Source organism: Streptomyces sp. NPDC001222 (assembly GCF_042896945.1).
In the GTDB taxonomy this organism is placed as follows: domain Bacteria; phylum Actinomycetota; class Actinomycetes; order Streptomycetales; family Streptomycetaceae; genus Streptomyces; species Streptomyces gibsoniae.
On sequence record NZ_JBIAXT010000024.1, the window covers coordinates 136177 to 150175 of the forward strand.

The window sequence follows — 13999 nt, forward strand, 5'->3', positions numbered from 1 at the left end:
GCCGACCGCGTCCGTCAGGACGAACCCGTCCGTCCGCGCCGACGGCCCCGGGAGCGTCGGGGCGGCGCCCGACTGGTCCCCGGCTCATGACGCTCCCCCTGTCACGGTGTACCGGGTGGTGGGCCGGGAGAGGCCCAGATGCTCCCGGAGCGTGCTGCCCGGGTAGAAGGTCCGGAACCGGCCGCGGTGCTGGAGCAACGCGACCGTGCCGTTGACGAGCCGCTCCAGGTCACGGCATGGCTCGACGGGTGTGAGGTGGAAGCCGTCGACGGCGCCCGTCTCGTGCCAGGCGGCGATCAGTTCGGCCAGATCGACGGGCCCCCCGCGGTACAGCGGCCCGTCCCCGCTCCGCCGGGACCCGCTCCCGGCTCCCCCGAGGTCACGGACGTGCCCGAACCGAGGAGTTCCCCACCTCGGCTCGGCCGCGTACTCGCCGTCGCCCAGGTCGACGGTCAGCGCCGCGAGGACGCACAGGCTCCCGGCGTCCCGGCCCGACTCCCGTGCCGCGTCCCGGAGTTCGGTGCGTGCGGTGGCGGCCTGTGCGAGGCTTCCCGCACGGACCAGCACCACGTCGGCGTGACGGCCGGCGGCCCCGCGGATGTGGGGATCGGTGGCGTCGACGACACGGACGGGGTACCCCTGCGGGGGGTCGTCCGCACGGCGCTTCCGGAGCCGGGCCGGGGGTCCTTGCCGGGCGGCCGGGAGACCGGGGGACCCCTCGGCGGATCCGCCCGCCGCCCGCCACTGCCAGCCGGCCCGGCCGTGGCTGGCCCGGTCGAGGGCCGCGACGCCCGCCGGTACGCGGAACGGATCGGCGTGGCCCGCGGCCACCGTCGGCACCAGACCGATACGGCTGGTGACGGGTGCGGCGCGGGCCAGTACGGCGAGGGCGTCGCGGGCGGTCCCCGCGGCGCCGGGCGCATCGGGGCCGTCCGCGCCGGGCGTGCCGGGACCGGGCCCCGCGGAGCCCTCGCCGAGCGTCACGAAGTCGAGAACGCCACGTTCCGCGAGCCGGGTCAGCTCCACGGGGGCGTCGGCGTCATGAGCCGACCGCCGGTCGACGGCGGCGGCCAGGTGCAACAACCCCCGGCCGTGCGATGAGGTCATCGGAGGAAACCTTTCTCGGGGCGGGCCCGGCGCACACGGGCACCGCCTCGGAGTCGGAGGAACAGGGCCGTGTCAGACCGCGGCGCTACCGGACTGCTCACGCAGGAAGGTCAGTGCTGCCCGCGCGGCGGCGTCGTTCTGCCGGAACGCCGGGCCGCCCGTGCGGGGCCTGGTGAACGCGCCGGCGCCCCGGCCGTCGGTGTGCGGGCCGAGCGCGAAGCGGCGCGGGTGCGGCAGGCCCGAGCGGTCCAGGAGGCGCCCGTCCGCGGGGTCCACGGCGAGCAGCCCCTCGTCGGTGGCGACGGCGCCGTCCGCGTAGAGCTCCCTCAGCAGCCGGTCGCGGGTGCGCCGGAGCGTGGGGTGCGGCAGCCTCGCCTCGACGAGGGCACGGGCCTCGACCACCGAGCCGGGCACGGTCGCGCTCGTCGCCCGGAAGACCCCGTCCTCGGCGTTGACGGCCATGTCGGCGCCCAGGAAGTGGAGGACTCCCGCACGGGACAGCGCGAGCATCTGCCGCAGCCGCGGCCCGGGCGGCCCGGACGCCAGAAAGCTGAAGAAGCCGTGCCACCAGGACCCGATGTCGCCGAGCCGCACCAGCTGCCCGTAGACCGACAGCAGTCCGAGGAAGACCGCCAGGTCGGCGCTGTGCGCGGGATCGTGACGCCGGGCCAGGTCCGCCTCGACACGGGTGCGCAGCCCGTCCTGGAACGCGGCGGGCGTCGGATACCGCACTCCGTCCAGCGGCCGGTCGAGCGCGCCGAGGTCGAGCCGGTCGGCCGGGTCGGGAACGGCGGCGGCCACCAGCGCGGGCAACGACACCGGATCGGCGACGGCGTACTTCTCCTCGAAGTCCGCCCAGGCGACCGCGGTGCGCTCGCGGTGGGCGGCGAACAGCCGGTGGTAGTGGGCGAAGCCCAGCTCCTTCTCGATCAGCGGCCACACGTCCCGCCGGAAGTCGAAGCCGTCCGGGCGCGCGAGCAGCGCGTCGACCTCGGCGGGCCCGAAGAACCGGGGCAGCGGCGGCCGTTCGCCCGTCCAGTCGTAGCCGATCTTGGAGTGGTACGGGACACCGCGCCGGGACCCCACGTACAGGACCGGCTCCCGTCCGGACGGAACGTAGACGTCTCCCTCGTAGCGGCCGCCGCGGCCCTCGGTCAGCAGCACCATGAGGTCGACGAAGGCGAGTCCGAAGCCGCGGACGAGGACGGGTTCACCGGCCTTCAGCGGGGACAGATCGCTGTCGGCCGTGAAGTCGGGCGGCAGATGGACCAGTCCGTGGGTGCGGGCGTACGAGGCCAGTGCGAGCTGCTCGGCGTCGAGTTCGGCGTCGAGGTGGCCGAGCGTGAGGACGACGAGATCGGCACGGAGCGGCTCGGTGCGCCCCTGGAGCCAGACCCGCTGGCGGCCGTCGCGGGGACCGTCGACCCGGACGGCGAGTTGGGGGTGGTGGTGGACGCGGATGCCCGGCGGCAGGGCGGCGACCGCCTGCTCGTACACCCAGCGCAGATAGGCGCCCTGCCGCCGGCGGCCGGCGAAGACCCGTCCGTCGATGCCGGCCCACTCGTGCAGGGTCGGGCCCGTGCGCACCGGGCCCGCCATGGCCACCGTCTCGTCGGTGAACATGGTCACGTCCTCGGCGTGCGAGTTCATCCACAGCAGGGGGGACTGCGCGACGCGCCAGATCCGTCCGGCGCCGGGCGGATGCGGGTCCACCAGGTGCACGTCCAGCTCCCCACCGGCGTACAGCTCGGGCGCGTTGGCGGCGATCCGCTCCAGCAGGCCGGTCCCCCTCGGTCCGGCACCCACGATCACCAGCGAACGGCGTGCGGTGCTCATCGGGCACGCTCCGCACCGCGGGCGTAGTGCTTCTCCACATAGTGCCGGCCGACGCTGAGCACCGAGGTGACGAGCACGTACCAGAGGGTGGCCACCATCAGGAGCGGGATCACCTGGTAGGTGCGGTGGTGAACGAGCTGCGCCGAGTGGAGCAGGTCCTGGACGGCGATGACGCTGACGATGGACGTGCCCTTGAGGGTGCCGATCAGCATGTTGGCGGCGGCCGGCACGATGGCCCGCATCGCCTGCGGCAGCACGATCCGCCGCCAGCGCAGCCATCGGCTCAGCCCGAGCGCCTGTGCGGCCTCGAACTGGCCGCCGTCCACGGAGAGGATGCCACCGCGCTCCCCCACTCTCGACTTCGCTCGAGCGGGGGGACCCCCATCCTCGGCGGCGTACGCGGCCTCGTGCAGGGTGAGCCCGACGACGGCGACCGTGACCGGTGCGAACAGGTTCACCGTCCGCACCCCCAGGATGTGCGGATACAGGGCGCCGATGTTGAACCAGAACAGCAGCTGCACCAGGATCGGCACCGAGCGGAACAGCCAGACGTATCCCCAGCTGACGCCTCTCAGCACGGTGTTGACGGAGAGCCGGGCGGCGGCGAGCAGGGTGCCCAGGGCGAAGCCGAGCGTCATGACGACCGCCGTCAGCCGGAGGGTGAGCCAGAGGCCGCGCAGCACGGCGGTCGAGGTGAAGTAGTCGCCGACGACGTCCCATTGGAACGCCTGGTTGCGGACGACGGAGACGACGGCGAGTCCGAGCAGGACGAGGACGGCGAGCGCCGCGGCCCACTGGCCCGGACGGCGGCGCGGGACGATGTGCGGGAGTGCGGCCTCTTCGGCGGCCGCGGCCGGTTCGGCGAGGGTGTCGGAAGACATGTGAAGGCTCCGTGATACGTCGGATCGAACACGGGTGACGCCTTCACACAGGGGTGGTGCCGTACGGCCGAGCCCCTCAGCAGGGCCGTTCCCCGAGAGTACGGGGGCGTTTCCCCTCACTGTCAAGGCTGTCCGTACTGTGAGCCATGCGTCTCGAGTCGGTTGACGCGGAATCGGATGCCTGTTCCACTTGGCACATGCGCCCACAGCAGCGGCTGGTCACCCGCTCCCACATCGACTTCGGTCGTGTGTGGTCCTCCTCCTGTTGAGCCGACCCCGCTGCACGCCCTGATCCCGGGCATGCCACGCGTTCTTCCCGCGCCGTTCACACGCCTTCACACGCGTCTCCCCTCCCCTCCGCACCTCTCGGCGCACTTCCCTCTCCTTGAACTCCCCTGCGCTTCCCGCGTTTTCGTCGTAAGTCCTCGCGCGACTGCGGTGCGCCCTCGCGGCTTCTCGTACGTCGTAGGGCTTCTCGCACGTCGTAGGGCTTTCTCGTACGTCGTAGCGCCTTTCTCGTACGTCGTAGCGCCTTTCTCGTACGTCCTCACGCGTCCCCGCTCGTCCTCGTGCCCTCTCGCGTTCCTTCGCTTCCGCCGTCAGAAGACCGCACACGATGCGTACGTCCACCCGCACCCGTAACCGACTTCTCGCGCCTCTCGCCCACGTCGTCTCCGCGGCCCTGTCGCTCGCCGCCTGCGGCTCCGGCGGCACGGGCGGCTCCGGCGGGGGCGAGGCCCGGGCGGCGGGGAAGAACGACGGGGTCCCGGCCACGGACGTCGTCTCGGCGATCAAGCCGGACCCGGCCGCGGCCAGACTGCTGCCCCCGGGCGTGCACCGCCTCACCGTCGGTGTCGCCGTGTCCGGCCAGTTGCCCGGGACCAGTCACCTGGACGGCGGCACGAGCCTGGTCGGCCAGGACATCGACTTCTCGAACGCCGTCGCCGAGGCGCTGGGCCTCACGCTGAAGGTCGAGCCCGCGAGCTTCGAGGCGAGCAGAGCGCGGGGGTCATGCCAGGGCGGCCGGGTCGGCGGCGGCGTCGCGGCGCAGCACCGCCTGCTCGACCGCGAGGTCGTAGGCGAGGCGCTGCACCCGTTCGAACGCCTCGGCCAGCTGGACCACTTCCGGTGCGGCCCGGTCGGGCACGGCGAGCGGCGCGGGCGGCGGCGTCCGGCCCGGCCCGCCGTGCCGCACGGCGGCGAGCGTCCGCGGCAGCCGGATGCCGGACACCTCGCGCGCCTGCGCGGCGAGGGCGCCGAGCGGTGTGGAGACGGAACGTACGCAGTCGAGGGCGAGATGGCCGAGTGCGGCGACCGTCCCGAGGGCGAACAGCGCGCACAGCACCAGATCGCGGCGGGCCGTCCCCTCCAGCTCGGCGGCGCGGACCTCGACGTCCCGGCCGAGCGAGAGCTGTACCGCGCGCAGGCCGTCGAGGGTGGAGGTCATCGACTCCCACCGGGTCACGGGCGGGACGGTGCGCGCGTCGAGCCGGCCGCCGCCGCGCACCGCGGCGCCCTCGTAGGCGAGCGCGCGTACGGCGTCCGGTGTGCCGAGCGCTGCGTCGAGCCGCCGCCGCTGGGCCGTGGTGGCCGAGCGCCCGAAGCTGTCCAGAGCCGCGAGCCTGCCCGCACGGAGCTGGAGGAAGCGGAGGTAGTCGTCGGCTCGGAGCCGTCCGGCGGGCACCGATCCGAGCAGCAGGGCGTGCTCCTCGCCGGCGAACTCCTTGGCGCTGCCGAGGATTCGCAGCGCCTGGCAGGCGGCGCGCAGTCGGCCGTCGCGCGCGTCGTCGAGACCGAGCCCGGGCCGGTCGAGGACGGTGATGGCGGCGGAGAAGCCGTCGAAGGTCTCGTTGAGCGTCGCGGTGCCGTCGTCGGCGTGGCGGCGGATCGCGACGAGTGCGTCGAGCCGCCGCAGCGAGGCGCGCACGGCGGCGGCGACCGCGTCGTCGCGGCCTCTGAGCGCCGCCTCCAGCCGCGCGCGGGCGGTGTCCGTGGCCCTGCGCCGGGCGGGGAGCCCGTCGCGGAACTGCCGTACGCCGCCGCGGTGTCCGACGGTCAGCCCGCGCTCCGTCTGCAGGGAGTGGACAAGCCCCTGGAGCGTGCCGGAGAGCCGGGCGTTCGCGGCGGTGACGGCCGCGTCGCGGTACGCCGCGAACTGCTCCGCGGCGGCCGCACCCAGCAGGGCGAGCAGCACGGCCAGGGCGAGCACGAGGATCCTCAGCAGCCTGGCACGGATGGGGACGTGCACGGAGTGACCAACGAACCTGCGGCGCACCGGTCACCACATCATGTGCTTGTTTTACGGAGCGGAAACAGTATTTCCGGAGTTTCCCCCGCCGCCCCGGATTCCCCCTGCCTCGGATTCCCCGTCGCATCGGCTTCCCCGGCCGCCTCGCTTTCTCCGGCGACCTCAGTTGCAGCCGCAGTCGCACCCGTCGCAGCAGCAATCGCAACCGTCGCACCCGCTGCAGCAGTCGCCGCAGCACTCGCACCCGTCGCAGCAGTCGCCGCAGTCCTGGCACGCCGCGTTCTTGCGCTCCCGGGTCCACGGATCCTCGTAACTGCCGCAGCACAGCCGGCAGGTGCAGGCGAGCCCCAGCCACACGGCACAGCCCGCCATCAGCCCGCGGCGGCGCGGCGGTTCCGGGGGCGGCGGTCCGGCCGGGCCGCCGGGTGCGTACGGACCGGAGGGCGCCGGGCCGTACAGCCCGGGCGTGTGTGAGCAGGAGGTGGTGCCGAAGGCGCGGTCGACGGAGGTGCGCAGCTCGTGGGCGAGCAGGACGTGCGCGAGCCGCCCGTCCGTGAACTCCACGTCGCGCAGGGCGAGCCGTATCCCGTGCAGCGCGTCGTCGGCGAGTCGGCGGGCCTCCTCCAGGGAGGTGCCGGTGGCCGTCAGCACGTTCCAGGCGCCCGACGCGGCGTCGGCCTCCCGGTCCTCCACGGCGTCCAGCAGATGGGCGAGCCGCCCGAAGAGCCGGCCCGCCTCGGCCAGCGGCTCGGCGTTGCCGGGGCGCCCGGCCAGCACCGCCGTGTGCGCGAAGGCGGCGGCGGTGGCGGTCTCGGTCGGTTCGGTGACGACCAGCACCGGGGTGCCGGGCCCGGCGAGCGCCTCGATGCCGGTCTGCCGGCTCACGGCCTCCACGAGCAGGGCGGTGTCGAACCCGACGGCGGAGCCGCTGCGGGCGCCCGCCCTGCCCCAGCCCTCCGCGACCCGGCGCGCGGCGAACGCCATCGGCCGACGCGCCAACAGGCCGTCCCCGTCGGCCATGTGGTCGCGCATCTTGGTGGACGCGAGGACCAGCGAGACGGCGGCGGCGAGGCGCGCGCCCTCGCCCCGGGCCACGGAGGCGGTGCGCATGCCGCGCAGCGGACAGGGCCCGGCGGTGCGCCGCCCGATGTCGGCCCGCTCGGCCTGAGCCTCCGTCAGAACCGAGACGAGGAGCCCGTCGTAGTTCGTGACGACCCGGGCGAACTGCCCGTGGTCCGCGCGCAGGGCGAGACACAGCCCGCACAGATGCGCCATCCATTGGGTTCCGAGACTCTCCCCGAGCCGATGTCGGCAGGGCCGGACGATTCCGAACACGACACTCCCCCCGTGCCTGGTACGACGTTGAGCTGCGGCAGCTTATCTGCCACTTCGTTCACCCGTACGCACGACTCGTCACCCGTACGCCGCCGCAAATAATATTTCACTCTCAGTCAGCAGTGGTTTGGCCGACGGCCCTTGGGACACGCGGGCTCTCGACGTACGGGCTGTGCACCAGTACCGTCACGAAACCCCCGTGCGGCGTCTATCCCCTTGGCGCCACATCCGCATCATGGACGACCATGGAGTTGCGGAAGGCTTGAAGGACCGCTTGGGAAGGAGGCGTCCATGGGATCGGTACGCAAGGCGAGTGCCTGGCTGGGCCTCGTCGACGACAACGATGACGAGCGTTACTACGACGACGACTACGCCGAGGGTCAGGACCAGGGCGATGCCTGGGTGACGGACCCTCGTGTCCAGGTCGCGTCCGACACGGCCGAGGAGAAGGGCCGCCGGATCGGCACGGTGACCCCGGACAGCTTCCGGGACGCCCGGGCCATCGGCGAACTGTTCCGGGACGGCGTCCCGGTCATCATGAACCTCACCAACATGGAGCCCGGCGACGCCAAGCGCGTCGTGGACTTCGCGGCCGGTCTGATCTTCGGCCTGCGCGGCTCCATCGACCGGGTCTCCAGCCGGGTCTTCCTGCTGACCCCGGCGGACACGGAGATCGTCAGCGGCGAGGCCGCGAGCCGGCAGCAGGGCGGGTTCTTCAACCAGAGCTGAGGCAGGGCCGGTCACCGGCCCTGCCCGCTTCGGGCCTGCTCACCGGAAGGCGTCGAGCCCGGTGAGCGCCTTGCCCAGCACGAGCTGGTGCATCTCGACGGTCCCCTCGTAGGTGAGCACCGACTCCAGATTCGTGGCGTGCCGCATCACGGGGTACTCCAGGGAGATCCCGTTGGCGCCGAGGATCGTCCGCGCGGTCCGGCAGATCTCGATCGCCTCGCGCACGTTGTTGAGCTTGCCGAAGCTGATCTGCTCGGGACGCAGTCGTCCCGCGTCCATCCGCCGCCCCAGATGGTGGGCGAGCAGGATCCCCTTGTGCAGTTCGACCGCCATGTCGGCGAGTTTGGCCTGGGTGAGCTGGAACCCGCCGATGGGCCGGCCGAACTGTTCCCTGCTCCTCGCGTACTCGACGGCCGTCTCGAAGCACGAGCGGGCCGCGCCCATCGCGCCCCACACGATGCCGTACCGGGCGTGGGAGAGACAGCCGAGCGGTCCCTTGAGGCCGACCACGCCGGGCAGTACGGCCTCGGCGGGCAGACGCACGTCGTCGAGGACGAGTTCGCTGGTGACCGAGGCCCGCAGGGACCACTTGTGCTTGATCTCGGGGGCGGAGAAGCCGGGGGTGCCGGCCGGGACGAGGAACCCGCGGATCCCCTCGTCGGTGTGCGCCCACACGACGGCGACCCCGGCGACCGAGCCGTTGGTGATCCACATCTTGCGGCCGTTGAGGACCCAGTCGGAGCCGTCGCGCTTGGCGTAGGTGCGCATCGAGGCGGGGTCGGAGCCATGGTCGGGCTCGGTGAGCCCGAAGCAGCCGATGATCTCGCCGGCGGCCATGCGGGGCAGCCACTGCTGCTTCTGCTCCTCGCTGCCGAACCGGTGGACGGCGTACATGGCGAGGGAGCCCTGGACGGAGACGAGGGACCGGATCCCGGAGTCGGCGGCCTCCAGTTCCAGGCAGGCCAGGCCGTACTGCACCGCGCCGGCCCCCGCGCAGCCGTAGCCGCTGAGCGACATGCCGAGCGCGCCCAGCGAGCCGAGCTCCCGGGCGAGTTCCCGGATCCCCGGCAGCTCCCCCTGTTCGTACCACTCGGCGATGTGCGGCAGCACGCGCTCCGCCGCCCAGGTGCGCACGGTGTCGCGGATGGCCAGGTCCTCGGCGTCCAGCAGGTCGTCGATCCCCAGCGGATCGGCGGGGTCGAAGGGCGGCAACGTCGGGGACGGGGTCATGGGGCAGCCTCCGTGACACTGAAAACTAGCAGCGCTAGCCAGGACTGGACGGGCCGACGGTACGACGCGCCGGGCCGCGCGTCCAGTACCGGTCGCCCCGCAGCGGTCCGCCGGGGGCCGTACCGGGCCCGGGCGGCCCGCCGTGACGGACCCGGCGGCGGCCCCGCGCACGCCTCGGTCACACCGAGACGCGGACGTCCTCGGCCTTGCGCGGTGACGGCACGGCGGGCTCGCCCTCCGTGACCGTCGGCTCGCAGTGCATGACGCGCGGAAGCCGCAGCGCCAGCACCGCGCCCAGCATCAGCAGCCCGGCACTGACCAGGAGCGTCACATGCAGGCCGTGGACGAAGGAGTCGCGCGCCGCGTGACGCAGCGCGCTGCCCCGCGCGCCGCCGAGGTGGCCCGCCACCTCGTAGGCCTCGCCGAGCGAATGACCGGCGGCGCGGCTCGCCGACGCGGGAACCCCCGGCACCGAGGACAGGCCGGGCGTGTACGCGGCGTTCATCACGCTGCCCAGCAGCGCTATCCCGATGCCGGCGCCCAGTTGGTACGAGGTCTCGCCGATGGCCGCGGCCCCGCCGGACTGCGCCTGCGGAGCCTCGCTCAGCATCGACTCGTACGCGCCGAACAGGGTCGTCTCCAGCCCGAAGCCGAGCAGGACGAAACCGAACAGAAGCAGCCCGGGATTGTCGTCGCCGCCCATCAGGGCCAGCGTGAGCACGGCGACGGTCGTCAGACAGAAGCCGGACGCCACCATCCGGCGGGGGCCGAGGCGCTGCAGCAGCTGCGACCCGGCCAGGCCGGCCGCCATCGCCGCGAACGTCAGCGGCAGCAGCCGCAGCCCCGTCTGCAACGGCGACAGGCGCAGCACCAGCTGCAGATACTGGGCCGCGATCAGTTCGAGGCCGACCAGGGCCAGCATCGCCAGCACGATGCAGCCGACCGAGGTGCCGAACGCCGGGCGGCCGAACATCCGCAGATCGACCAGGGGGTGGGTGCGGCGTCGCTGCCGCCGGACGAAGGCGATCAGCAGCGCGGCACCCGCCAGCAGCGGGAGCAGGGTGAAGGGGCTGAGCGGCGGCTGCCCGGCGCCGAGCCGCTTCACGGCGAACACCAGGGCGAAGAGGCCGCCCGCCGCCATGAGTGCGCCGAGCACGTCCCAGGGGCCCTCGCCTGCGCCCTTCGACTCCGGCAGCAGCAGCCGCCCGACCGGCAGGCTGACCAGCATCAGCGGGATGTTGATCAGGAAGACCGAGCCCCACCAGAAGTGTTCGAGGAGGAATCCGCCGAGCAGCGGCCCGATCGCCGCGCCCACCGCGGCCACCGCGCTCCAGATGCCGATCGCCACCGCCCGCTCGCGCCGGTCGGGGAAGACCTGGCGCAGGATGGACAGGGTCGCGGGCATGATCATCGCGCCGCCCACACCGAGCAGCGCCCGTGCCCCGATCAGCACCTGTGCGTCGTGGGCGAGGACCGCCGCTCCGGAGGCGATGCCGAACAGGCCGTAGCCGAGCAGCAGGACGCGCCTGCGGCCGACGCGGTCGCCCAGCGTGCCGAAGAGGATCAGCAGCGAGGCGCAGACGAGCGGGTAGATGTCGACGATCCAGAGCAGTTCCGTCGCACCGGGCTTGAGATCCCCGGTGACGGCGGGCATCGCGACGTGCAGCACGGTGGCGTCGACGGCGACGAGCAGCAGGCTCACGCAGAGGACGACGAGGACGACCCATCGGCTCGCACCCGCCCCGGCCGCCCGGCGCCGCGACATGGCGGCGGCCGTGGTCGTCCCGGACATAGAGGTACCTCCAAGGTGATCCCTCGCTCCGGCGGATCCACGGGGTGGGGACGGCCCCGCGACCGTACCGGGAGAGCGGTTCCCGGTGGGGACACAAACGAAGCGAGCGAGCCGCCAGCGTACGCGAGTTCCCCGAAGGGTCGCGTGGCGGACCTCTCACGTTCTCCCGGAGAACGTGTGGCGTACGCCACCTCGCCCACGCTTCCCCGCGTGCTGGGAGCGGCTCCGGTTCCCGTCGCCCTCGATAATCGGGCGGATGAACGATCTTGCCCGGCGTACGACGCCGCCCCCCGCCGGCGCCCTGCGCCGGGCCGCCCCCGCCCTCCTGGGGTACGCGGCCGTCCGTGCCGTGGGCCTCGTCGTGCTCGCCCTGTGGAGCGCGGCGCGGGGCACCAGCCCGCACACATTGCTCGCCGCGCGCTGGGACTCGCTCTGGTACACCAGGGTCGCCGCCCTCGGCTACGGCTACGAGGTCCGCCTCCCGAACGGCGACGTGCACTCGAACCTGGCGTTCTTCCCGCTGCTGCCCTGGCTGGAGCGGCTCGGCGCGGCGGTGACCCCGCTGTCGTACGCCGACGCGGGGCTCGCCGTCGCCACGCTGGCCTCGCTCGCCGCGGCCTGGGGGATCTTCGCCGTCGCGGAGCATGTGCACGACCGCCGGACGGGCGTCTGCCTGGTGCTGGTGTGGGCGGTGCTGCCGGTCGGGATCGTGCAGTCGATGGCGTACAGCGAGTCCCTCTTCACCGCGCTGGCCGCCTGGTCGCTCTACGCGGTCCTGACCGGCCGCTGGGTGACGGCGGGGGTGCTCGCCTCGCTCGCCGGTCTGACCCGGCCGGTGGGCGCGGCCGTGGTCGCGGCGGTGTGGGTGGCGGCGGTCACCTCGTTCGTGGACGACCGGCGCACGCCCCGGGCGGACGGCGTCCCGTGGATGCGCCGGGCGCTCGGCATGCTGATCGCCCCGCTCGGGGCCGCCGGTTACGTTCTGTGGGTCGGACACCGCACGGGCCGTGGTCCGCTCGGATATCTCGGCGTCCAGGCGGGGTGGCGCAACGGATTCGACGGCGGTTACGCCTTCGCCCGTTTCATCGCGGGCAAGTTCACCTCCTTCCCCGGCGCCCTGGCCGGCGTGGGACTGATCGTCGGGGTGGCGGCGATCGTCTGGCTGTACGTGGTCTGCGTCCGGCAGCGCCAGCCGCTGCCGTTGCTCGTGTACACGGGTGTGGTCACCGCGCTCGCCCTGTGCGCGTCAAGCTACTTCGGCTCGAAACCACGTCTGCTGCTGCCCGCTTTCCCCCTTTTGCTGCCCCTCGCCCGGGCGCTGGCCCGGGTGCGTCCAGCCAGGTCCGCGGTGATGCTCTGCGGTGTCGCCCTGGCGTCGGCGGCGTACGGAGCGTTCTGGCTGAACGGCTCCGGTCCGCCATGATCCACTCCGTTCCGCACGGTGAGCGGCCGGGTAATTCCGCACCAGCATTCGGTGAACGAATAGATAAGGGGCGCATAACCAAGACCCTTGGCGATCAATGGAATTGAAGGACGAGCGGCACACCGATAACAGAATCCGTAGAAATAAACCCCCTGTTGAGAGGAATCCCACATCACATCGTCATCACAAACCCGGTGATTCGGCCGGGCCCACAGCTCACTCGCTGTAACGTCGATTGAGTGCGTACCGAACGAAAGCTGAGCCGTCTGGACCGGGTCTTCGCCCGGTTGGACCGCGAGCCTGAACGACCGGCCGACATTGACGTGCCCCGGATGAGCCGGCACCGAGTGGTTCTCTTCTCGGCGACCCTGGCCTTCTACACGGCAATCGTGTGGGCCGTCGTCGTCTCCTCCTGGCTGGTCCGGCTCGACTGGCAGGTCATGTTCTTCCGGCCGTACCAGCAGTGGCCGCAGATCCACGCGTTCCTCGACTACTACGTGGTGCTGGGCCAGCGCGGCCCCACCGCGGTGATGGTCGCGTCCTGGCTGGGCTGGCGTTCATGGCGGCAGCACACCCTGCGTCCGCTGCTCTCGCTGGGCGCCGCGCTGCTCCTGCTCAACATCACGGTGGGCGCCGCCAAGTACGGAATGGGCCGCCTCGGTCCGCACTACGCGACCGTCATCGGGTCCAACGAGATGTGGCGGGGCGGCGATATATTCCCTTCGGGCCACACCGCGAACGCGGTGGTGACCTGGGGCATCCTGGCCTATCTGGCCTCGACGCCGCGGGCCAGGCGCTGGCTGTCCGCGGTCTCCGCGGTGACCTCCCTGGGCGTCGGTCTGACCACGGTCTACCTCGGTACGCACTGGCTGAGCGACGTGCTCCTCGGTTGGGCCGCGGGGCTGCTGATCCTGCTGGCCCTGCCCTGGTTCGAGCCGCTGATCGCCCGCACCGAGACGGCCATCCTCGACCTGCGGGACCGTCGGCGCGCCGGCCGCGCCCTCCCGGCGCCCGTCCCGGCCCCCGTGGCCGCGTCCCCGCGGGCGTCCACTCCCCGCAAGGCGCCGGTGGCCGGCGAGGCCACGGTACGGGAGCCGGTGCCCGCCGCCCGTGCGGCCCGGCCGCCGGTCTATCTGGCCCCCGGTCCGCACAGCACCCGCGGGGAGCGCACCCCGGTCACCCCGGCCGGCAGCCGCCGCCCGCCGCAACCGGAGCGGGTGCCGCGCGGCACCGCCCCGGCCCGCCCGCTCGCGGGCGGCTGAGCACACCCGGCGGGGACCGGTACGCACCACCTCCCCGCACACCGAAGGCCCCGGCTCACAAGGTGCTTTCTAGGGGTCGTCGCAACACGTGGTCGTGTTGATCAGGCCGCGAGCAGTTTATGCAGGCGCTCGGCTGGGGTTTCCCAGCCGAGCGTT

General features: G+C 72.9%; 10 protein-coding genes. 3 read left to right on the forward strand and 7 right to left on the reverse strand.

The genetic code is table 11. The features are described 5' to 3' along the window. Positions 1-84 precede the first annotated feature (84 nt). The 5 genes from ACFY2Z_RS28365 to ACFY2Z_RS28385 all read right to left on the reverse strand — a co-directional run bounded on the left by ACFY2Z_RS28365 (position 85) and on the right by ACFY2Z_RS28385 (position 7407). A complete protein-coding gene (locus ACFY2Z_RS28365; protein WP_390746921.1) occupies positions 85-1107 on the reverse strand; it encodes an FMNH2-dependent monooxygenase in 1023 nt (340 codons plus the stop codon). A 72-nt stretch (positions 1108-1179) separates the two neighbouring features. Beyond that, positions 1180-2943: an FAD/NAD(P)-binding protein gene (locus tag ACFY2Z_RS28370; RefSeq protein ID WP_390746922.1), complete on the reverse strand. Its 1764-nt coding sequence runs from the start codon at positions 2941-2943 to the stop codon at positions 1180-1182. Next, positions 2940-3824, reverse strand: a complete 885-nt coding sequence (locus tag ACFY2Z_RS28375) for an amino acid ABC transporter permease (RefSeq protein WP_390746923.1) — start codon at positions 3822-3824, stop codon at positions 2940-2942. Before ACFY2Z_RS28375 ends, ACFY2Z_RS28370 begins: the two co-directional genes overlap by 4 nt. Before the next feature lie 1009 nt (positions 3825-4833). Then, the gene (locus tag ACFY2Z_RS28380) at positions 4834-6072 is read right to left on the reverse strand and encodes a nitrate- and nitrite sensing domain-containing protein (protein WP_390746924.1); all 1239 of its coding nucleotides are present in this window, start codon (positions 6070-6072) and stop codon (positions 4834-4836) included. Between the two features lie 162 nt (positions 6073-6234). Continuing rightward, entirely contained in the window at positions 6235-7407 is a 1173-nt protein-coding gene (locus ACFY2Z_RS28385) for a DUF5685 family protein (protein ID WP_390746925.1), read from the reverse strand. 291 nt (positions 7408-7698) lie between these two features. On the opposite strand from ACFY2Z_RS28385, the gene ACFY2Z_RS28390 reads away from it, so the two are divergent. Next, positions 7699-8136 (forward strand): cell division protein SepF, encoded by a 438-nt coding sequence (locus ACFY2Z_RS28390; RefSeq protein ID WP_311696706.1) that lies wholly within the window; start codon positions 7699-7701, stop codon positions 8134-8136. A 39-nt stretch (positions 8137-8175) separates the two neighbouring features. Here the strand turns inward: ACFY2Z_RS28390 and ACFY2Z_RS28395 are convergent, their stop codons facing one another. Then, entirely contained in the window at positions 8176-9366 is a 1191-nt protein-coding gene (locus ACFY2Z_RS28395; protein ID WP_390746926.1) for an acyl-CoA dehydrogenase family protein, read from the reverse strand. A gap of 178 nt (positions 9367-9544) precedes the next feature. Further along, entirely contained in the window at positions 9545-11158 is a 1614-nt protein-coding gene (locus ACFY2Z_RS28400; RefSeq protein WP_390746927.1) for an MFS transporter, read from the reverse strand. A 256-nt stretch (positions 11159-11414) separates the two neighbouring features. On the opposite strand from ACFY2Z_RS28400, the gene ACFY2Z_RS28405 reads away from it, so the two are divergent. Together ACFY2Z_RS28405 and ACFY2Z_RS28410 are read left to right on the forward strand one after the other, a co-directional pair. Beyond that, a complete protein-coding gene (locus ACFY2Z_RS28405) occupies positions 11415-12581 on the forward strand; it encodes a hypothetical protein (protein WP_390746928.1) in 1167 nt (388 codons plus the stop codon). Positions 12582-12820: 239 nt separating this feature from the next. Beyond that, a complete protein-coding gene (locus ACFY2Z_RS28410; RefSeq protein ID WP_390746929.1) occupies positions 12821-13843 on the forward strand; it encodes a phosphatase PAP2 family protein in 1023 nt (340 codons plus the stop codon). The last annotated feature ends 156 nt before the right edge of the window (positions 13844-13999 follow it).